Origin of the sequence: Mitsuaria sp. CC2, assembly GCF_048957715.1 — a bacterium.
Classification (GTDB): Bacteria; Pseudomonadota; Gammaproteobacteria; order Burkholderiales; family Burkholderiaceae_C; genus Roseateles.
Genome location: NZ_JARVXN010000011.1, coordinates 374601 through 395469 on the forward strand (window position 1 = coordinate 374601; position 20869 = coordinate 395469).

Genomic DNA, 20869 nt, shown 5'->3' on the forward strand with positions numbered 1-20869 from the left:
GAGTGAGATTGGCCGTCAGTGGTTGTCGTGCCCGCCGCTGGGCTTGCGCACGCGCATTTCGACGTTGCTCGCCGGTTTGCGCGCCAGTGGCATGGATTGGCCGCCAGCGCTGAACGATCGCGCCGGCTCGGGCAGTGCACCGGTGAACTCGTACGCCACCTCGCCCTTGGGATGCTGGTACCAGCCCGGATCCTTGAAGTCGCCACGCTTTTGGTCAGCGCGCACCTTCAGCACGGTGAACATGCCGCCCATTTCCACGGGGCCGAACGGGCCTTGCCCGGTCATCATGGGCAGCGTGTTGTCGGGAATCGGCATCTCCATTTCCGCCATGTCGGCCATCCCTCGCTCGCCCATGGCCATGTAGTCAGGGATGAGGTTGTTGACCTGCTTGACGATGCCGGTGTGGTCGACGCCGATCATGTTGGGCAGACCGTGGCCCATGGCATTCATCGTGTGGTGACTCTTGTGGCAATGGAACGCCCAGTCCCCCGGTTCGCTAGCGACGAACTCGATCGCACGCATCTGACCGACAGCCACATCCGTGGTCACCTCTTCCCAGCGGGCACTTTCTCGAGTCCAGCCGCCGTCGGTCCCCGCGACCACGAATTCATGCCCGTGCAGGTGGATGGGATGGTTGGTCATCGTGAGGTTGCCCACGCGGATGCGCACGCGCTCACCTTGGCGTGCCACCATCGGGTCGATTCCCGGGAAGACGCGCGAGTTGAAGGTCCACAGATTGAAGTCGGTCATCTCGCTCACCCGCGGGGTGTAGCTGCCCGGCTCGATGTCGAAGGCCGTCAAGATGAAGCCGTAGTCGCGATCGACCGGCATGAACTTCGGCTCCTTTGGATGCACGATGAACATGCCGTACATCCCCATGGCCATCTGCACCATTTCGTCAGCATGCGGGTGGTACATGAAGGTGCCGCTTCGCCGCACGACGAACTCATACACGAAAGTCTTGCCCGGCTGAATGTGCGGCTGCGTGAGTCCGCCTACGCCGTCCATGCCGTTAGGAAGCCGCACACCATGCCAGTGGATCGTCGTGTGCTCGGGCAACTTGTTGGTCACAAACAAACGAACCCTGTCGCCTTCCACGAGCTCGATGGTCGGACCCGGCGAGCTACCGTTATAGCCCCAGAGGTGAGCCTTCATTCCCGGGGCGAACTCTCGCACCACCGGCTCGGCCACGAGGTGGAGCTCCTTGACGCCGTTGTTCATGCGCCAGGGCAAGCTCCAGCCGTTGAGCGTCACCATCGGGTTGTAGGGACGGCCCGTTGTGGGATGCAGCGGTGCGGCGGACAAGGGGTTGGATTGATAGACCGGCTCGGGCAAGGCGGCCATCGCCACTTTGCTCACGGTCGAGGCCGCCACGGCGGCGCCCGCGGCTGCGGTTCCCGCCAGGAATCGGCGTCGGCTGTTTGTCATGGAACTCTCCGTGGAAATCAGTGGCCTGCGTCGCCGCCGGTCGGGGCAGCGGAGGGAGATTGGAAGGCGATGGGTCCTGCGGGCTTGCCGATCAAAGTGGCTTGAAGCGCCGCATCTGCCAACCAGAAGTCGCGCTGCGCTTCCAGTGCTTGGTTGACGCTGGCGACCTGGTCGCGCGCGTCGGCGATGAGTTCGAACACCCCGATTAACATGCCGTTGTAGCGAAGCTGGTTCTCTTCCGAGATGGTTTTGCGCAGCGGCACCACTTCGTCCATGTAATGCCGGGCAACGTCGAACGAGGTTCGATAGGCACCGTAGGTTTCGCGAACTTGCGAGGTCGCGTGCACGGCCAGCTGCGCGGTGCGATTAACCGCGGCCATGTAGGTAGCCTGAGAACGCGCACGGACCGCGTCGCCAAAATCGAATAGCGGAATCGGCAGTTCAAGCTCAAATCCTCTTTGCGGCGGCTCGCCGGTCTCGCTGTTGCGCACTGCTGCGACATGGAGTCCGTTGATGACGCTGGTCACGCGACTGAGTCCAAGTTCACGGGCCGTCGCTCGAAGATCGGCCTGCGCCATGCGTACGTCGAGTCGCTGCTCGATTGCCTGCTGCGCGACCTGGGCCTCATCGCGCGGAGTTTTGGGCAGGTCCGGCAGTCGCTCCGGCAGCTTGAGCTCGCGCGCCTGCGCGGCATCCAGCCCCAGAGTGCGCACAAGCGCTTCGCGGCTGCTTTGCGCGCTTTGCCGCGCACGGGCCAGTTGGGCCACCGCTTCAGCGGCAAAAGCCTGCTCCCTGGCGCGCTGGAGCTTGCTGAAGTTGCCCACGGCCTGCATGCGTCGAGCGAGTTCCGCGCTTGCGTCGGCCGCCGTCTTGACCTGCTCTGCGTACTGGACCTGCTGCTGTGCGGCAACTGCGCGGACCCAGTTCTGCCTGGCGTCCGTGGCTGCCTGAACGACGTCGCCGGCGAGTCGCAGTTGGATCTGCTGCTGTTGGAAGCTGGCGATCCGCATGCGGCTTGGCAGCAGCAAGAGGTCGAAAACGGAGATGCCCAGCGAACGACCGATATCGAGGTCTCGATCGGCCCCTTGTCCTCGCACCAGGCGCTCGAAGGTGAACACCGGGTTGGGCAGCCTGGCTCCTTGAGCGGCCGCGGCGGACGCAGCCGCGCTGTCGTAGAGCGTGGCCTGCAGCGCCGGGCTGTAGGCCAGCGCAAGACGTACTGCGTCGTCGGCGCTGAGGGGCTGTGCCAAGATCGACTGCACGTCCTTGGCTGCTTGCTCGCGGGCCTCAGGCGAGCGCAGCCATTTCACTTCGGCGCCGAGTCGGCTCTGCGCAAGGAGCTGCACCTCATTGAAGTTGCTGTCGATGGCGGTGCTGGCGCAACCGGCCAGCAACGTTGCCGCTAGCGGAACGACCGCCCAGGTAATGCGCCGCGGGACGCGGCTGTGCCGGCTATTCATGCACGGTCTCCAGTAGTTCAGTGATGTTGGGGATGGCTGCCCCCGGCCTTGCTTGCAGGCGCGGCGGCTGGCTGCGCTGCCTTGGCGGGTGCGCGATCCGCAGCGTTGACTGGCGGTTTGGCCATCTCGGTCTGCTGAGAGGCATTTGTCGCCGTGGCAGTGTTCGGGCGCGGCGAGTTCGCACTCGGCTGCTCCGGCTTCGCTTCATGACCGGCATGCCCTTGAGGAGCGGGGGCCTGCTGCTGCGTCCCGCCCGAGGCCTCCTTGGCGTAGGTGCGCCAGCCCCCGATCTGGCCCACCCGGTCGTTGGCGGCCTTCCAGGATTGAAGCGGTTCGTCGGCGAACCGGCGGTAACTCTCGAAGGTTGGGAGATGGCGTAGGTCGTTTGCGGCTTTGCCTGCCGCCGCTTCTCCGGTGTCGGCGCCTTGGCCAGGTGTTATTGCCGACGCCGCGGCCTGCGACTTGGGACTCGATCGGGCGGGCACGGTATTGGGCACGGTGCCGTGGCCCGGATGTTGGGCGAATACGGGCGTCGCAAGGGCCAGTGCCCACGCGCCAAGGGTAGTTCGGGAAAACATGTCGTTCCTCGTGAACGCTGTCCTGGGGTAGGACAGACTCGCCACGCCTCGAACAGGTCCGAAGGCATAGCAGCTCAGCTCGACGCGTTCAACCGGGGTCCGCGCTCAAGACGAGCGGACCCGGCGTCGCACACGGCGAACGTCGTTAGAGGAAGGAGGTTCGTGGGGGCCGCTCAGGGCCGCTTGTCGTGAACTCCGCGTCAGGAGCGACAGACGCGCAGTAGCGATCCTTTTCGGTCGCGACATGGATCACGGTTGCGGCGCGCGACGGCAGCGCGGCGGTGCCACAGCAGGACGCGCAGACGTTGCATTTGGCCGAGGCCTTGGCTGCCCCGGCCTGCTTCAGGTCCCCGTGCGAAAGCCCGTGGTTGTGCGCGGCGCTGGAATCAACTCCGTGAACTCCTGGCTGCGCATGACCGTGACCGTCTTGCAAGTGCTCATCCAGGACGTCCAAAGGGGCGGATTGGTCATGATGGTCGTGGCCCGCGTGCTCCTCGACGAGCGCGGTGTCAACTTGATGGTGTTCCATTCCGCAGCAGCGCATGGCCGCAGCCACCGCACCCTGCAAGGGGATGGCGACGGCAAGCAAGCAAACGAAGACGGTTCGGACCAACAGGGTCATGGCGTCAGTGTAGGGGCGCAAAGGCCAGTTGTGAAAGTGGGGCAATCGGTGAACCGGGAGGTTCTACAAAGCGGTGTAGCGCTCGGGATCGGTGCGGCAAGACTGAGGGATACCACTCACTTTTGCAGCTCCGTGATCTGGATCGTTCCATCCACTTTGTCGGCCTTGAACCTGATCTGGTCGCCGACCTGGAGCTGCGCCAGGACCGACGCGTCAGCCCGAAAAACCATCGTCATGCCCGGCATGCCAAGGTTCTCGATGGGGCCATGCTTGACCGTCAACTTGCCTTGGCCCGCATCGATCCTTTTGACCTCGCCCAGGGTGAATCTGCTGCTTGACGATGCCTTGGTCACAGTGCCGCCGAACTCGTTGGCCGCCACCGCGACCCACGGTGCGACAGACGCGGCGCCGGCCAAGGCGATCGAGACCACAAGGGTGCGCAGACTCATGACGTAGCTCCTGAAGGAAGGGCTACCTGCAGGGCATTCGCAAGTAGCTTGGGCGCGACTGTACAAACCCTGTCCCCACGGCGCGGGGACAGGAACATGACAGACCGGTAATGTGGTTGTCCTCCTGCGGAGGGCCGTCCTGCGTCACACTTTGGCCATGAGAATCTTGGTGATCGAGGACGAGGCCCGCTTGGCCAGCTACCTCAAGAAGGGCCTCACGGAAAGCGGCTATGTGGTGGACTTGGCCGGCGACGGGATCGATGGGCAGCATTTGGCCGTCGAAGGTCAGTACGACCTCGTCGTGCTTGATGTGATGCTGCCTGGCATTGACGGGTTCGAGGTCCTGCGCCGGCTAAGGGAGCACAAGTCCACGCCGGTGCTGATGCTCACGGCGCGCGACAAGGTGGAAGACCGGGTGCATGGTCTCAAGGTTGGCGCGGACGATTACTTGATCAAGCCCTTCGCCTTCACGGAGCTTCTCGCTCGCATCGAAGCGCTTCTTCGCCGCGGCGCCACGCATGCCTCCCAACCCTTGACCTCGCTGCGCTTGGGGGACCTAGAGGTCGATCTGTCCCGACGCAAGGTGACGCGGGCGGGCAAGCGTCTGGATCTGTCGCCCAAGGAGTTCACCCTGTTGTCCGTCATGCTGCGGCGCCACGGCGAGGTCCTTTCCCGAACGGTGCTCGCAGAGCAGGTCTGGGATCTGAATTTCGATAGCGAGACCAACGCGATTGATGTCGCGGTACGTCGGTTGCGGGTGAAACTTGATGAGGGTTTCGACAAGCCCTTGCTGCACACGGTCCGCGGCATGGGGTATGTGCTGGAGGATCGCGGTTGAGGCGAGACCATCTCTTACTGCTCGCCCCCTCGTCGCCGCGAAGTCCCTTGCGGTCGATGGCTCAGCGGCTGACGCTTGCAATGACTTTGCTGGCCGTTGCCGTTTTCGTCGCAGTCGCACTTCTTCTTCACAGCGGTCTCAAGCGCGAGGTCGAGCGGGCCCGGGAGCATGACCTTGAGGGCAAGATCGACGTCGTCGAGCATCTGTTGGAGGAAGTGCGCAGTCCCGCAGATGTGCCGGCGCTGACGCATCACCTCAACGACGTATTGATCGGGCATGGACAGATGCGCATCTGGCTGGTGGGAGAAAACGGCCGCGTCCACTATGGTGGAAGTCAGCCGCCGGTCCTTGCGAAGACGGTCAATCAGCTCGAAGTCGTTCGGGAGGACGGGCTTGTGATGCAGGCGCGGCAAGTTTCCATCCCGGCCCACCCAGTACTTGGACATCAGGCCTTGATCGTCGCGATTGACTCTCGCGATCAGGAAGCGATGTTGCGCCGCTATGGCAACCGCCTCGCAATTGTGTGTGGTTTGGGCGTTGCGCTGATCGTTTTGGTCTCCGCATGGGTCGCGCGCAGATCGCTTCGTCCAGTACGTCAGCTGTCAGAAGAGGCGGCGGCGCTGAACCCGCGATCGCTCTCGTCACGGCTGTCGCCGGTTAACACAACAGAGGTGCAAGAGTTGGTTCACGCGTTCAACAGTGCGCTTGGCCGTGTCGAGGCGGCTTACGGTCAACTGGAGGGCTTCAGCGCGGACGTCGCGCATGAACTGCGCACGCCGCTGGCCACCATGATCAGCAGTACTGAAGTGGCGCTGATTCGAGATCGTCCTGTGGCGGAACTGCGCGAAGTATTGGGGACCAACCTAGAAGTGCTGAGGGAACTCTCCAGCCTTGTCAACGACATGCTGTTCCTGGCCAAGGCTGATCAAGGGCAGCTCGCCGATCGCCTCGACCCGCTCGACCTTCGAGCGCAGGCACAGCACATCGCCGAGTACTTCGAGCCGATGCTCGAAGAGCAAGGTATCCGGATGCTCATCGAAGGCAATGCCAAGGCCCCTGGCAACGCCGGTCTGATTCGGCGGGCGCTAGTGAATCTTGTCGGCAACGCCGCCCGGTACACGCCGCGCGGCGAGGCGATCATCATCGAGCTGAAGATGCTGGAATCTAACGCGGCGCACGTGTCAGTGCGCAATCGCGGACCCGCCCTTGCGCCGGAGCTGTTACCGCGACTCTTCGATCGCTTCGTGCGAGGTGATCCCGCGCGTGAGAAGTCGGGCAGCCATCACGGGCTGGGTTTGGCCATCGTAAGGGCCATCGCCATCATGCATGGCGGGCGCGTTTTCGCCGGATCACAGAATGGCTGGACCGACGTAGGCTTTGAATGGCCCAGTCAGTGAGACCTGCCCAGCCTCTGAGGAGAGCCTACGTCGATCATCATGGCGTCGGGGACCTCAAGTGATGCCACATCTGGTCTCCTCGGGAAGCGCCCGCTGATCGCTGATCAGATCGTCCGTGCTTGTCGCCCCGGGGCCTATGTCGCAGCCAGCGGATAGGTGTTCAATTTTGATTTCACCGCATCTTGGGGCGCATCGATGAAGCGTCGCACTGAGGTCACGTCGCGCCACCACATGTTCATGAGGTCCTTCAGTTCGCCGACTGACGGTGGCCCAGCTAGCGAAGCCGCAGCATAGGGAATGGTCGGAATAGGTCGCTTTGAAGGCCAGTGTCCTTAGGAATGCGCGGCGAGAGTGCGGGCACCGCCTGGATGGCCCTGCGATTATGAGAGATGTTCCCGGGCGATGGGCACGGCGGCGAAGCAGGGAGCGGCCGGGGTGTAGCGGCCTCATTGATTCTTCTTGAAGGCCGGGGTCTTGCGGGTAATTACAAGTTTTGTTGTAATGATCGCCATGGACAAGACAACAGCCCTTGCTGGCCTCGGCGCGCTGGCGCACCCGATTCGTCTCGACGCGTTTCGCGCACTGGTCGTCGCGGGAGAGGACGGCCTCACACCGGGCACCCTCGTCGAGATGCTGGGGGTGGCCTACGCCAAGCTGGGCTTCCATCTGAAGGACCTCAGCGAAGCAGGACTCGTCACCTCGGAGCAATCGGGCCGGCATGTGATCTATCGCGCCGTGTACCCGCAGATGAATGCGCTGCTGGCCTACCTCACCGAGAACTGCTGCCAGGGTACCGCCTGCGCCGTGGAACACACATCGACCAACTGCGACTGCTGAAAGGAAACTGACATGACATCGACGGTCTACAACGTGCTGTTCATCTGCACGGGCAACTCTGCACGGTCCGTCCTCGCCGAGGGCTTGCTCAACCATCTGGGGAACGGCCGCTTCCAGGCGTATTCGGCAGGCAGCCACCCCAAGGGCGCAGTCCATCCGCTGGCCCTCAAGGAGCTCAGCCAACTGGGCATCCCCACGGACGGGTTCCGTAGCAAGAGCTGGGAGGAGTTCGCTCAGCCGGGCGCTCCCGAGATGGACTTCGTGTTCACCGTCTGCGATCAGGCCGCTGGCGAGGTTTGCCCGGTGTGGCCCGGCCAGCCGCTGACCGCGCATTGGGGCATGCCGGACCCGGCGGCTGTCGAGGGAAGCGAAGACACGAAGCAGCACGCCTTCCGCGCCGCGGCGGTCACGATGAAGCGCCGCCTCGAACTGATGATGTCCTTGCCGCTGCAGAGCCTGGACGCCATGGCCATCCACAAGGAAGTCAAAGACATCGGGACCCGCTGAGCCATGACCACCAACGTTCTCATCCTGTGCACCCACAACTCGGCGCGAAGCGTGCTGAGCGAGGGCATGCTGAACCACTGGGCCCAGCGTCTGGGCAAAGACATCAAGGCCTTCAGCGCCGGTAGCGCGCCGAGCGGGCGCATCAATCCCTATGCCCTCCAAGCGCTGAGCGACGCAGGCATCGACACGAGCGCCTATCGCAGCAAGAGCTGGGACGAGTTCGTCACCGAGGGCGCGCCCGAGATGCGCGTTGTCATCACCGTGTGCGACAGCGCTGCGGCTGAGCAGTGTCCCTACTGGCCCGGCAGCCCCGTCAAGGTTCACTGGGGCTACGCCGACCCGTCGAATGGGCTCGAGGCTGACAAGCCGCAGGCCTTCGAGCTCACGCGGCAGGCCATCGGGTACCGGATGCTCCAGCTGGCGCAGCTGCCGCTGGAGACCATGTCCAACGCCGAGCTCCAGCGCGAGCTCGATGCCATCTCGAAGTCCTGACGTCCGGCCATGACTACCGCAACTCTCAAGCCCGTCGCCGCCGCGGCCAAGCCGGCCATCAGCTTCTTCGAACGCTACCTCAGCGTCTGGGTAGCCGTGTGCATCGTCGTGGGCGTCGCGCTGGGCCAGTTCTTTCCCGGCGCATTCAAGGCGGTCGCCTCCCTCGAAGTGGCCCAGGTCAACATTCCTGTAGGCCTGCTCATCTGGGTCATGATCGTTCCGATGCTGCTGAAGATCGACTTCGCGGCGCTCGGCCAGGTCAAGGCGCACGCCAGGGGCATCGGCGTCACGCTGTTCATCAACTGGGCGGTGAAGCCCTTCTCGATGGCGCTGCTGGGCTGGATCTTCATCCGCCAACTGTTCGCCTCGTGGCTGCCGGCTGATCAGCTCGACAGCTACATCGCCGGGCTCATCCTGCTGGCCGCGGCGCCCTGCACGGCCATGGTCTTCGTATGGAGTCAGCTCTGCAAGGGAGATCCGTACTTCACGCTGTCGCAGGTGGCGCTCAACGACGCGATCATGATCATCGCCTTCGCACCCATCGTCGCCTTGCTGCTGGGACTGTCCTCCATCACGGTGCCGTGGGACACGCTCATGACCTCGGTCGGCCTCTACATCGTCGTGCCCGTCATCCTGTCCCAGCTGTGGCGCAGACAGCTACTCAAGCGTGGTGCCGCGCACTTCCAGGTGGTCGCCACCAAGCTGGGCCCGCTTTCGATTGCTGCACTGCTGCTGACGCTCGTGCTGCTGTTCGCCTTCCAGGGCGATCGCATCATCGAGCAACCGTTGGTCATCGCCCTGCTGGCCGTGCCCATCCTCATCCAGGTCGTGCTGAACTCGGGCCTAGCCTATTGGCTCAATCGCAAGATGGGCGTGCAGCACTGCGTTGCCGGTCCGTCGGCGCTGATCGGCGCGAGCAACTTCTTCGAGCTGGCCGTTGCCACCGCCATCAGCCTCTTCGGATTCCAATCTGGCGCCGCGTTGGCCACCGTGGTCGGCGTGCTGATCGAAGTGCCGGTGATGCTGGCGGTCGTCGCCATCGTGAACCGCTCGCAAGCTTGGTACGAACAAGGAGCGCACCGTGCTTGAGCTGGACCTGACCTTCCCGGCGCTGCAGTCCGACCTCTTCGATGTGCCGGATCAGCAGCGGCTGACGGCGCGCGAACCGTCGAAGCATCGCCCGCGCTTCCTAATGCTCTATGGCTCGCTGCGTAACCGGTCCTACAGTCGTCTCCTGACCTTCGAAGCGGCCCGACTGCTTGAGGCCATGGGGGGCGAGGTGAAGATCTTCGACCCGTCCGGTCTGCCGCTGCCAGACGATGCGGCCGACACCCATCCCAAGGTCCAGGAACTGCGGAAGTTGGCCGACTGGTCCGAAGGCATGGTGTGGTGCTCCCCCGAGCGCCATGGCGCGATGACCGGTGTGATGAAGTCGCAGATCGATTGGATCCCGCTCACGTCCGGCGCGGTTCGACCAACGCAGGGCAAGACGCTAGCGGTGATGCAAGTCTCTGGCGGTTCGCAGAGTTTCAACGCCGTGAACCAGATGCGCGTGCTGGGCCGCTGGATGCGGATGCTGACCATCCCCAACCAGTCCTCGGTGGCCAAGGCATACGCGGAGTTCACCGAGGAAGGTCGGATGAAGCCGTCCTCGTACTACGACCGCGTGGTCGACGTCATGGAGGAGCTGTTCAAGTTCACGCTCCTCACGCGCGACTTGGGTGACTACCTGGTCGACCGGTACAGCGAGCGCAAGGAGACGGCCGAGAAGCTGTCCGAGCGGGTCAATCAGAGCGCCATCTGAGCGCGAGTGCGGGGCTGCGGCCCCGTTCTCTTGGTCATCTAGTTGCTATTGACAACCAAAAGAGCGATTTCTAGCATGCGGCCAAATAGTTGCTGTTCACAACGATATGAGCCAAAGCCTATCTGTCGAGCTTCTGCGCGAGGTCACCCGGATGTACACGCGCGCTCAGCGCGTCGTCGCCGACTGCTGCCGCACCACCAACACGCAGTGCCATCTGCTGACGGAGCTGGGCCGCTCGGGTCCCCTGCCGCTGTCCGAGCTTGGTGTGCGGGTCAGTCTGGAGAAGAGCTGGGTGTCACGTGCGGTAGAGGCCATGGTCGCGCGTGGCTGGGTGACGAAGGAGCCGAACCCCTCCGACGCAAGGAGCTGGCTCGTCACGCTCACCGCCGACGGCGAACGCACGGTCCATGAACTCAACGCCACCCTCGACCGTCACGCCGAAGCCTTGATGGCCAAGCTCAGCGAGCGCGACCGGACCGCTGTCGAGAAGTCACTGCAAATTCTCATGAAGGCGCTGCGCGAGGACGACGCGGCCATGTGCTGCCTGCCGCCGCCAGACGCCAAGGACGACAAATCATGTTGTTGAACGCGAACATCACCCTGCGCCAAGCGACGCCCTCCGACTGGCCCGCGTTGGCCGCGCTGCTCCAGGCCAACAAGCTTCCGCTGGATGGCGCGCAGGAGCATCTGCACGCGTACCTGCTCGCGCTGTCCAACGGCGAGGTCGTTGGCAGCGCAGGCGCGGAGATCTATGGAGACATCGCGCTGTTGCGCTCGGTCGCGATCTCGCCCGGGCTGCAGAAGCAAGGCGTGGGCAAGGCGCTGGTCGGTCGCTTCCTGGATGAAGCCAGAAGCCGAAGCATCCGCCGCATCTTCCTGTTGACGGTCACCGCGCCGGAGTACTTCGAGCGGTTCGGCTTCCGGCGGTTGGACGTCAAGGACGCGCCCGAGGCGCTGAAGGCGTCCGCTGAGCTCCGGGGCGCTTGCCCAGCGAGCGCGGCGTTCATGGGTCTGTCGCTCCAGGCTGCCACAACACCCGAGCCGGGTCTGCCGGTCGCGGTGCTGGGAGCAGGTCCGGTTGGTCTGGCGGCTGCGGCGAAGCTCATCGAGCGCGGCTTGCCATTCGTGGTGCTCGAAGCGGGCCGCGAGGTGGGAAGCAACCTGCAGGAGTACGGTCACGTTCGGCTGTTCTCGCCGTGGCGCTACAACGTCGACGGCTCGATGGCCGCACTTCTCAAGCCCACTGGCTGGACCGCACCCGATCCAGACGGCTTGCCGCTGGCGAGCGACATCGTGGAGCAGGTGCTGAGGCCGTTCGCGCGGCTGCCCGAGGTCGCGGCGGCGCTGCATCTCGGCACGAAGGTGCTGGCGGTGAGCAGGGAGGGCTTCGACAAGGTCAAGAGCGCTGGTCGTGACCAGGCCGCCTTCGTGATCCGCGCCCAACGTGGCGACGAGCACCTTGAATTCCGAGCGCAAGCGGTCATCGATGCTACAGGGACGTGGGGCACGCCCAATCCGCTCGGCGCCAGCGGCTTGCCAGCCATTGGCGAAGCGCAGGCCACCTCGCGCGTCTTCTATGGCATCCCTGATGTACTGGGTGCGCATCGCCATCGTTATGAGGCCCGGCGCACGCTGGTGGTCGGCGCTGGGCATTCCGCTGCGAACGCGCTGCTTGCGCTGGCTGAGCTTGCCAAGACCGTGCCCGGCACGAGCCTCGCCTGGGCCGTGCGTTCGCCTGTGCTCACCCGCGTCTTCGGCGGAGGCAATGCCGACGCGCTCCCTGCTCGCGGGCAGCTCGGCGCATCGCTTCGGCGCCTGCGCGATGCCGGGCAGCTGGAGTTCTTCGGCGGTCTGCGCATCACGGAGATCCGCGAGCAGGACGGCGCGCTCACGGTGATCGGGTTGAATGCCGAGGGCCAACAGGTCCAGGTGGATGGCGTTGATGAAATCATCTGCGCGACCGGCCAGCGTCCCGACCTGTCGCTGACAAGCGAGCTGCGGGTCAAGCTCGATCCCTGGCTGGAATCGACCGAGGCGCTCGGCCCGCTGATTGACCCGAACGTTCACAGCTGCGGGACGATTCGACCCCATGGACATCGGGAACTCGCACATCCAGAACCAGGCTTCTACACGCTCGGGGTGAAGAGCTACGGCCGCGCGCCAACCTTCCTGATGGCGACGGGCTTCGAACAAGCGCGGTCCGTGGTGGCCGCGGTTGCAGGCGACGTCGAAGCGGCCGATCGCGTGGAACTCGATCTGCCCGAGACTGGCGTCTGCGGCATTGGCGTGCCAGGCGTTGCCGCGGCGGTCGGTGGCTGCTGCGGAGAGGCGGGGTCATCGCCGATTGCGAAGCAGGAGCCCGCGATGGGGACGACGGGCGGCTGCGGGCCGAGGTCCTGCGGCACAGCTGCAGCGACGCCAAACCCTTCCGCCTCCCGGTGCTGCGGCTGAGCCCACGACGAGCATGAGGCGTTTAAGCACCGTCGTCGCGCTGGGGCTGGCCCAGACCTTGGCCTGGGCCTCGACCTACTACCTGCCGGCCATGCTGGCTGCGCCGATGGCACGGGATCTGGGCGTCACGGTGCCGACGGTGTTCGCCGCGTTCTCCGTGGCGCTGGTGGTGTCAGCATCGCTGGGACCACAAGCCGGTCGGGCTATCGACCGCCTCGGTGGTCGGCCGGTGCTGATGGCCACCAATCTGGTGTTCGCGCTGGGGCTCACGAGCCTTGGATTCGCGACAGGACCAGTTTCGCTGTTTGCCGCATGGGTGATCCTCGGCATTGGGATGGGCAGCGGCCTCTACGAAGCGGCCTTTGCAGCACTCGTTCGGCTATGGGGGAACGACGCCCGCGGTGCCATCACAGGCGTCACGCTCTTCGCTGGATTCGCCAGCACTGCGGGATGGCCGCTGTCGACCTACCTGGAAGTGCACTATGGGTGGCGGTCTGCCTGCTTGGCATGGGCAGCGCTCCATCTCTGCATCGGACTGCCTCTCAATGCCGTACTCCCACGAGCGGCTTCGCCTTCCGAGTTCACCTCCGAAGCTCCGACCGCGGATGCCGATTCCACCCACGAGCCACACGCCGCCTTGCGATCGACGCTCGTGTTGGCCTGGGTCTTTGCGACGACATGGTTCATCAGCACTGCCATGGCCACCCACTTGCCTCGGTTGCTGCAGGCCGGAGGCGCTTCGGTCGAGAACGCAGTACTAGTGGGTGCCCTGATCGGTCCTGCTCAGGTGGGCGCACGCCTTCTTGAGTTTGGCCTCTTGCGACGGCTCCACCCCTTGTTCTCGACAAGGCTCGCCGCCGCCTTGCATCCTGTGGGCGTCGTGCTCATTGCAATCTTCGGGATGCCAGCGGCAGTGCTTTTCGGCCTGCTGCACGGCGCGGGAAACGGCATCCTGACGATCGCCAAGGGCACGCTTCCACTCGCGGTACTTGGTCCACAGGGGTATGGGCATCGGCAGGGAGTCTTGATGGTGCCTGCACGAATCGCGCAAGCGCTGGCGCCATGGGCTTTTGGTCTGGCCGTCGACGTATGGGGAACGGGTGCGCTCGCGATCTCTGCCGGACTCAGCACCCTGGCTCTCGCGAGCCTTTTCTTCCTATCTCTGGAAATGCGGACGACAGCTCGGCAACCCTAGGCCAGCCAAGTGCTACGTGCGGCTCGACCCGCTTCAAAGACCGCGCACCGCTTTTGGTCTTGCATTTCGCAGGAAGAAGGCCAGGACAAGCAGAAGGACGGCCCCCTGGGCGGTCAGGCCGATGACCGACGGATAGACCCCCAGAACTTCCAGGCGGGGAGCGGACAGAGCACTCGGCGCGATCCAGCCAGCCTCTTGTAGCGCAGCCACGCCCTTGCCCGTCAGGACCACAGCGAGGATGGCCACAAGCCATGAACTCACGGAGAAGAACTTGCCGATCGGAAGCCGGGCGCTGTAACGCAGCAGGAGCACCGTGATGAGCACCAGGCAAAGCACGCCGACGCCCAGACCCGCAAGAATGGCACCGTCGTTCCCCTGGCCCCACAACGCGGCGTAGAACAGGATCGTCTCGAACACCTCCCGGTACACGGCCACGAAGGCCAGACCGAACATGAAGAAGGCGGATCGCCGGTTCAGCGCCGCGGACATGCGCTCGCGCAGGTAAGCCTGCCATTGGCCTGCCACGCTCTTTTGATGCATCCAGATGCCAACGCTCAGCAGCACGACGGCCGCGAACAGGCTCGACAGCCCCTCGGTGACCTCACGGTTGGCGCCGCTGATCGATACCGCATACGTCGCGATGGCCCAGGTGACGCCCCCGGCCGCCAAGGCGCCAATCCAGCCCGCATGAACATACGGCAGCACGTCGGGGCGCTTGGCCTGTTGCAGGAACGCGATCATCGCGACCACGACCAGCAGCGCTTCGATGCCCTCGCGAAGCAGTATCGTCAGGCTTCCGAAGAATGCAGCCGTCGAGTCAGCGCCTGCGGATGCCAGCACTTGATCTGCGGCGTCGAACAGCCCGTCAATCTTGGCGGCCGACGCTTCGATTTCTTGAAGCGGAGCTTTGGATGCGATCAGCGAGCGGTACTGGCCCATCGCCACTTCGATCTGGTCCTTCAAGGAGCCTTCACGGGCTGCCAGCGCTTGCTCGTAGGGTTCCACGCCGTCGAGATAGGACGACAGCGCCAGCTCGGCGGCGTCCTTGTGCTTGCCCGCCTTGAACGCGTCAACGCTTTGATGCAACCGCTCGCGCGCCAGTGTGAGGCTGTTCGCGCGCGGCGCCGCAAGTGCCTCGGGGTGCGCATGGAGATAGGCCATCGTCGCCGCAGCTTGGGCCTCCCCGAGGGCGCCCGCGAGTTCGGATTCAGTCAAGCGAACGAAGTGATCGATCCCGCTGACCTCGCTGCGCGTCTTATCGGATTCCTTCCAGATGCGCTGTCCCTGCTCGCGCTGCTTGTCGTCATGGGCGAAAGTGCCCAAGTACATCGCGACCGCCCAACGATCTTCCTCGGAGAGCTGACCAAACGCAGGCATCGCGGTTCCGGCGATCCCCTGGCTGACCGCCTGGTACAGCGCGAACACGCTGCGCTGGCGAGCCCGGTCGTGGTCAGTGAACGCGATCGGCTTGGGATCGAGCTGCTTAGCCAGAGGGCCGTCGCCGTTGCCTGAAGCGCCATGGCAGGCCGCGCAGTTAGCCGCGTAGACCGAGGCGCCCAGCTTCAGGTCAGGCAGCGCGGTGGGTGCAAGCGGGACCGGGTAGACCGCGATCAGGTGATTCGCCAACGCCTTGGCCAAACCACCGACCTTGGTGGCATCGGATTTGGCAGCAATCTCCGCTTGAAGGGCTTCGCTTTCGCGCAGCAAGGTCGCGCGTTCGGGCTTGCCTTCCAAGGCAGCGATCTTGTCGTGCGCGGTCTTGGCGAACTCCCGCATCTCGTCGTACTCGGACTGCGCAACGATCTTGCCGTCCTGCACCGCACCCGAATAGTCGACAGCCAAGTAGTCGAGGATCTGCCATACGCGGCGCACGTCAGCCTCCGCGGCACTCGCAGCGCCGCTGGCCACCAAGCTGAAGAGGATCAAGCCCGCTGTGAGGATCTTGCGCGCCATGCTGAGACCGGCGTGTAGAACGCCGTGAGTGCGACTCATTGTTGTTCCCGAACGAAAAGGCGGCCCGTCGAGCGGGCCTAAGGATTGCGTTAACTACTGCTTAGGCGAGCTAACGATTGGGCAAAAAGGATTGGGTCAAGCGCGAAGCGGTTTGAGAAGTCGCAGCCCGTTGAACACCACCAGCAAGCTGGCTCCCATGTCCGCGAACACGGCCATCCACATGGAGGCGCTACCGAACACCGCCAGGACGAAGAAAACGGCCTTGATGCCCAGCGCGAGCGTGATGTTCTGCCAGAGGATCGAGTATGTCCGCTTCGAAAGCCGGATGGTTTCAGCAACCTTGCGGAGGTCATCGTTCATGATCAAGACGTCGGCGGCTTCCTTCGCGGTGTCCGTGCCCGCAGCGCCCATGGAGAACCCCACCGAGGCGGCAGCCAGCGACGGACTGTCATTGACCCCGTCGCCGACCATGCCTACATCCTGAGCCGCAGCGATTTGGGTCACCCATGCCTGCTTGTCTTGGGGCAGCAAGTTCGCGCGAACCTCGTCGACGCCGACCTCCTGACCAATCGCCTTGGCCGTCGCCTCGTTGTCCCCGGTCAGCATGACCGTGCGCACGCCTACGGCCTTGAGTTCGGCGATCGCCTGGCGGCTCGTGTCTTTGGTGGTGTCTGCAACGGCAAAGATCGCAAGCAATTGGCTGCTGCTGGCAAGCAGGGACAGCGTGCGGCCTTGCGACTCGTGCTTGTGCAGGGCCGCCTCCAGCTCGGCCGAACACTGTCCGCGTTCGTGGATCCAGCGGTGGTTGCTCAGGACGTACTCGACACCGTCGATCGTGCCGTGAACGCCTTTGCCCAGTTCAGCGCCGAAGGCCGTCACCTCAAGGAGCTCGCCGGCAAGACCGTCCACGACAGCCTTGGACACCGGATGATCGGATCGGGCCGCCAAGCTCTTGGCCAAGCGAAGGACCTTGCCCTCGTTGGCGCCGTCGGCAACGATCTGGCTCGCCACCAGCTTGGGCCGTCCCGCGGTCAGGGTGCCGGTCTTGTCCAGGCCAAGAACGGTGAGCTTGCGGGCTTGCTCCAGGTAGGCGCCCCCCTTGATCAAGATGCCGCGGCGCGCAGCAGCTGCGAGGCCGCTCACAACAGTCACCGGCGTGGAGATCACCAGCGCACACGGGCAGGCGATGACCAGCAGCACCAGTGCTTTGTAGACGGCGGTCATCCAGTCCCAGCCAAGCAGAAGCGGCGTACCCAGCGCCACTGCGAGCGCCAACACGAAGATCGCCGGTGTGTAGACGGCGGCGAACTTGTCGACGAAGCGCTGCGTCGGCGCGCGTTGGCTCTGGGCCTCTTCGACTGCGTGGATGATTCCAGCAAGCACCGTGTCGCTGGCCGGCTTGGTGACGCGAAACTCCAGTGAGCCGCTCTGGTTAATTGTTCCCGCAAAGACGTCGTCGCCTGGCGCCTTGTCCACCGGCACGCTCTCGCCCGTCACCGGCGATTGGTCCACGGCGCCATGGCCAGCGCTCACGCGGCCGTCCAGTGCAAATCGTTCGCCAGGCTTGACCCGAACGAGCGAGCCGACCTGGACAAGCTTGGCTTGTTGGAGCGTCCAGGACCCATCCGGCTGCTGGACCTCCGCTTGGCTGGGTGAAAGCGACAGCAGCCCTGCGATGGCGTTTCTGGCCCTGTCGACCGAGCGGGCTTCGATCAGCTCGGCCAGCGAGTACAGGGCCATCACCATGGCGGCCTCGGGCCACTGACCAATGAGGAAGGCGCCGATCACGGCCACGCTCATCAGCGCGTTGATGTTGAGTTGCCCGCGCAGCAGCGCGGACAGCCCCTTCTTGAAGACAGAGAGGCCGGCGAGCGCAATGGCCGCAGCCGCCGCGCCCATGCCGACTACCTTCCAGACGGTGGTGTCGGGAGCGAAGAAATGGAAGCCTTCCGCGAGGATGGCCACCGCCAGCGCGGCGATCAACCGCGTCAACTCGGCGCGTTGGGATTTCGCAGTCAATTCGGCCGATGGTGGCTCGCTGAGCACCTCAGACTTGAAGCCGGTTGCCAGCAGCGCCTGTACCACCGCATCCTTGGCCGAAGCCGGCGCGTCCACCGACAGTGTGCGTGCGGGAAGGTCGAACTGTAGGCGACGGACATCTGGGACCCGCTCAAGCGCGCGTCGAATCTGCGCCTCCTCGGTCGGGCAATCCATCGCTGGCACGCGTAGCAGCAAGCCTGCGAAGGCGGTGCCGCCGTGCTGCGCCGCCTCGCTGGAAACGGCGATCGGCTCCGAGCACGAGGGGTCGCGACATGCCGTGGCGCCAGCGGACACCGCGGCCGTCTCGACGTGCGTCTCAGATGCCGACTCGGGCGATTGCGCCGCAGGATCCGTAGCGAAGCCCAAGCCGTTGATGGCCGCGATCACGTGCGGCCACGCGTCTTGAGGAGCGTCGACAGCTAAGCCGCGCTGAGCCAGATCGAACCGCATGCCCCGAACGCCGGCGACCTTTTCCACCGCTGCTCGAATGGGACGTTCCTCGTTGGGGCAGTCCATGGAAGGGATGTGCAGGTCGAGGACGCTGGTGCGTGTGCTGGCTAGCGCCGACGCCTTGGAGACCTCGGACCGACCACCGCAACCTGACGAGGAACAGCTGCCCGCGCAGACGGTTGTGCCTGCCGTAGCCTTGGAAGCAGCGATGTCGTTCAGCGATGAGTTGCTCATAGCACCATTGGAAAACCTATACCAACTACAGAGTCAACCCAATGACCCCTAGAATCGAGATGACTTATCCGCTGCCGTGAGCCCCCATGAAGATTGGCGAACTCTCTTCCGCCGCATCGACGCCGATCGAGACGATCCGGTTCTATGAACGGGAGGGTTTACTTCCGGCGCCGGCGCGGACCTCCGGAAACTTTCGGATCTACGAAGCGGCCCACCTGGATCGCCTTCAAATGATTCGGTACTGCCGTAGCCTGGACATGTCTCTCGGCGAGGTCCGGGTGTTGCTGCGTTTCCGTGATGAGCCCGCCGCCGCGTGTGGCGACGTGAACGCGTTGTTGGACGAGCACATTGGTCACGTCTCAAAACGCATCGAAGAACTGCGTCTGCTGGAAGAACAGCTCGTGGATCTGCGCAGGCGATGCGACGACGAGCGTACGGCCCAGCATTGCGGCATCCTTGCCGGGCTGAACGAAGCTGCGCAGGAGGGGACCACGACGGTCGGTCCCAAGCGACGCGCCGTTCACGGACACTGACCATAACTCGCCGCAGCCAACGTTATCTACCAGCTTGCCGCCGCCCCTTCGGATGGATTAACAGCTGTCATGAACATTATTGCACCTGGTATATGCCGCCTCGGCACTGCAGGAACGAGTTGAAGGGTGCGTAGCGAGGGATCTAACACCTCAACCAGGCTCTTCACTCTCACGCCCCATGGCCGCTTCCAACTGCAGCTTCATTTGCTCTGGAATCCGGCGAGGCGCTTGGAAGCGGCAACCTGCACTTCATCAAGTGCGCCCGCCCTGTCAGTGCATGACAGTGCTGGGGCAAAGCATCGCGAATGTCCCTTTTCATAGCCAGCGGCTCGCGAGCACCACGATCCAGACTGAGGCGGCCAGCGCGAGGGAGAGCAAGACTGCGGCGCTGCCCATGTCCTTGGCCCGCTTGGACAGCTCATGGAGGTCGAAGGAAATCCGATCGATCGCGGCTTCGAGCGCGGAGTTGAGCAGCTCAACGATGAGCACCAACCAGATCGACGACATCAGCAGCGCCCGCTCAAGGCCGTTCTCCCCGAACCAGAGAGCAAGCGGCATCAGCACGATCGCAGCGGCCACCTCCTGCCTGAAGGCGGACTCGCCGGCAAACGCGGCTCGAAGGCCTTGCAGCGAGTAGCCGAACGCACGTACGAGACGATCGAGACCGGTCCGACCCTTGTGAGGATTCACCGTTTGCCCTTCACGTGACCTTCGAGTTCCGCGAACGACGGACGCTCGGTCGAATAGAGCACCTTGCGACCGAACTCGATGGCGACCTGCGGCGCGTAGCCCTGCATCGAGGCCAGCAGCGTGGTCTTGATGCATTGGAGTTCCTTGCCGGCCTCGTCGACCTTGGCTTCCAGCGCGCCGGCCAGCGGCTCGGCGAAGGCGTAGGCCAGCAGGATCCCGAGGAAGGTGCCGACCAGCGCCGAGCCGATCATCCCGCCCAGCACCGCCGGCGGCTGACCGACCGAGCCCATCGTGTTCACCACGCCCAGCACCGCGGCCACGATGCCGAAGGCCGGCAGGCCGCCCGCCAGACGCTGCAGCGCGATCACGGCGAGGAAGGCCTCGTGGTGGTGCGTGTCGATCTCGGCGTCCATCAGGGACTCGATCTCGTGCGCGTTCAGGTTGCCCGAAACCATCATCCGCAGGTAGTCGGTGATGAACTCGGTGACGTGGTGGTCGTTGCCCACCGTCGGGTATTTCTGGAACAGCGGCGAGCTGTGCGGATCCTCGACGTCCTTTTCGATGGACATCAGGCCTTCCTTGCGCGCCTTCTGCAGGATGTCGTACAGCAGCGCCAGCAGCTCCATGTAGCGCGCCTTGGTGTACTTGCTGCCCTTGAAGCAAGCCGCGAGACCCTTCACCGTCGCCTTCATGACCTTGGGAGGATTGGTCGCCAACATGGCGCCGATCGCTGCGCCGAAGATGGTGGTCATCTCGAACGGCAAGGCCTTGAGCACGACGCCGATGTTGCCCCCGTGCGCGATGAACACGCCGAAGATGCAGGCCAAGGCGAGCGCCCACCCGATGGCTATGAACATTGATCAATCTCCAAAATTGAGGTGCTGTGCGTCGACGATCTCGCCGTTTCTGCC

20 protein-coding genes are annotated in these 20869 nt (G+C 64.2%); 11 read left to right on the forward strand and 9 right to left on the reverse strand.

From position 1 onward, the window contains the following. Positions 1-15: 15 nt before the first annotated feature. The 5 genes from PV762_RS07555 to PV762_RS07575 form a co-directional block, all read right to left on the reverse strand. Positions 16-1428 carry a multicopper oxidase family protein gene (locus PV762_RS07555; RefSeq protein WP_421034415.1) on the reverse strand — a complete coding sequence of 471 codons (1413 nt, stop codon included), beginning with the start codon at positions 1426-1428 and terminating at the stop codon, positions 16-18. A gap of 17 nt (positions 1429-1445) precedes the next feature. Beyond that, positions 1446-2888, reverse strand: coding sequence for a TolC family protein (locus PV762_RS07560; protein WP_421034416.1), 1443 nt, complete (start codon positions 2886-2888; stop codon positions 1446-1448). A gap of 17 nt (positions 2889-2905) precedes the next feature. After that, positions 2906-3466 carry a hypothetical protein gene (locus tag PV762_RS07565; protein WP_421034417.1) on the reverse strand — a complete coding sequence of 187 codons (561 nt, stop codon included), beginning with the start codon at positions 3464-3466 and terminating at the stop codon, positions 2906-2908. A gap of 145 nt (positions 3467-3611) precedes the next feature. After that, positions 3612-4088, reverse strand: a complete 477-nt coding sequence (locus PV762_RS07570; protein WP_421034418.1) for a hypothetical protein — start codon at positions 4086-4088, stop codon at positions 3612-3614. A 116-nt stretch (positions 4089-4204) separates the two neighbouring features. After that, positions 4205-4537 (reverse strand): copper-binding protein, encoded by a 333-nt coding sequence (locus PV762_RS07575; RefSeq protein WP_421034419.1) that lies wholly within the window; start codon positions 4535-4537, stop codon positions 4205-4207. A gap of 157 nt (positions 4538-4694) precedes the next feature. On the opposite strand from PV762_RS07575, the gene PV762_RS07580 reads away from it, so the two are divergent. From PV762_RS07580 to PV762_RS07625, 10 genes are all read left to right on the forward strand, one after another. Beyond that, positions 4695-5375, forward strand: coding sequence for a heavy metal response regulator transcription factor (locus PV762_RS07580; RefSeq protein ID WP_421034420.1), 681 nt, complete (start codon positions 4695-4697; stop codon positions 5373-5375). 56 nt (positions 5376-5431) lie between these two features. Next, positions 5432-6772 (forward strand): heavy metal sensor histidine kinase, encoded by a 1341-nt coding sequence (locus tag PV762_RS07585; RefSeq protein WP_421034421.1) that lies wholly within the window; start codon positions 5432-5434, stop codon positions 6770-6772. Between the two features lie 510 nt (positions 6773-7282). Beyond that, entirely contained in the window at positions 7283-7609 is a 327-nt protein-coding gene (locus PV762_RS07590; RefSeq protein ID WP_421034447.1) for an ArsR/SmtB family transcription factor, read from the forward strand. 12 nt (positions 7610-7621) lie between these two features. Then, positions 7622-8116 carry an arsenate reductase ArsC gene (locus tag PV762_RS07595; RefSeq protein ID WP_421034422.1) on the forward strand — a complete coding sequence of 165 codons (495 nt, stop codon included), beginning with the start codon at positions 7622-7624 and terminating at the stop codon, positions 8114-8116. Positions 8117-8119: 3 nt separating this feature from the next. Next, positions 8120-8608 (forward strand): arsenate reductase ArsC, encoded by a 489-nt coding sequence (locus PV762_RS07600; RefSeq protein WP_421034423.1) that lies wholly within the window; start codon positions 8120-8122, stop codon positions 8606-8608. Between the two features lie 9 nt (positions 8609-8617). Next, the gene (gene arsB, locus PV762_RS07605; protein ID WP_421034424.1) at positions 8618-9697 is read left to right on the forward strand and encodes an ACR3 family arsenite efflux transporter; all 1080 of its coding nucleotides are present in this window, start codon (positions 8618-8620) and stop codon (positions 9695-9697) included. After that, the gene (gene arsH, locus PV762_RS07610) at positions 9690-10412 is read left to right on the forward strand and encodes an arsenical resistance protein ArsH (RefSeq protein WP_421034425.1); all 723 of its coding nucleotides are present in this window, start codon (positions 9690-9692) and stop codon (positions 10410-10412) included. The genes arsB and arsH overlap by 8 nt, the downstream gene beginning before the upstream one ends. A 106-nt stretch (positions 10413-10518) precedes the next feature. Then, entirely contained in the window at positions 10519-10998 is a 480-nt protein-coding gene (locus PV762_RS07615; protein ID WP_421034426.1) for a MarR family winged helix-turn-helix transcriptional regulator, read from the forward strand. Continuing rightward, a complete protein-coding gene (gene arsN2, locus PV762_RS07620) occupies positions 10989-12863 on the forward strand; it encodes an arsenic resistance N-acetyltransferase ArsN2 (RefSeq protein WP_421034427.1) in 1875 nt (624 codons plus the stop codon). The genes PV762_RS07615 and arsN2 overlap by 10 nt, the downstream gene beginning before the upstream one ends. A gap of 13 nt (positions 12864-12876) precedes the next feature. Further along, positions 12877-14058 carry an MFS transporter gene (locus PV762_RS07625; protein ID WP_421034428.1) on the forward strand — a complete coding sequence of 394 codons (1182 nt, stop codon included), beginning with the start codon at positions 12877-12879 and terminating at the stop codon, positions 14056-14058. Positions 14059-14091: 33 nt separating this feature from the next. On the opposite strand, the gene PV762_RS07630 is transcribed toward PV762_RS07625, so the two are convergent. Together PV762_RS07630 and PV762_RS07635 are read right to left on the reverse strand one after the other, a co-directional pair. Next, entirely contained in the window at positions 14092-16011 is a 1920-nt protein-coding gene (locus PV762_RS07630) for an FTR1 family protein (RefSeq protein ID WP_421034429.1), read from the reverse strand. Positions 16012-16146: 135 nt separating this feature from the next. After that, positions 16147-18735 carry a heavy metal translocating P-type ATPase gene (locus tag PV762_RS07635; protein WP_421034430.1) on the reverse strand — a complete coding sequence of 863 codons (2589 nt, stop codon included), beginning with the start codon at positions 18733-18735 and terminating at the stop codon, positions 16147-16149. A gap of 86 nt (positions 18736-18821) precedes the next feature. Here PV762_RS07635 and cadR point away from each other — a divergent pair, with 86 nt between their 5' ends. Then, on the forward strand, positions 18822-19268 hold the full coding sequence (gene cadR / locus PV762_RS07640) for a Cd(II)/Pb(II)-responsive transcriptional regulator (RefSeq protein ID WP_421034431.1): 447 nt from the start codon (positions 18822-18824) through the stop codon (positions 19266-19268). A gap of 315 nt (positions 19269-19583) precedes the next feature. On the opposite strand, the gene PV762_RS07645 is transcribed toward cadR, so the two are convergent. Next, on the reverse strand, positions 19584-19958 hold the full coding sequence (locus tag PV762_RS07645) for a diacylglycerol kinase (RefSeq protein ID WP_421034432.1): 375 nt from the start codon (positions 19956-19958) through the stop codon (positions 19584-19586). After that, entirely contained in the window at positions 19955-20815 is an 861-nt protein-coding gene (gene motA, locus PV762_RS07650) for a flagellar motor stator protein MotA (protein ID WP_421034433.1), read from the reverse strand. The genes PV762_RS07645 and motA overlap by 4 nt, the downstream gene beginning before the upstream one ends. Positions 20816-20869 lie beyond the last annotated feature (54 nt).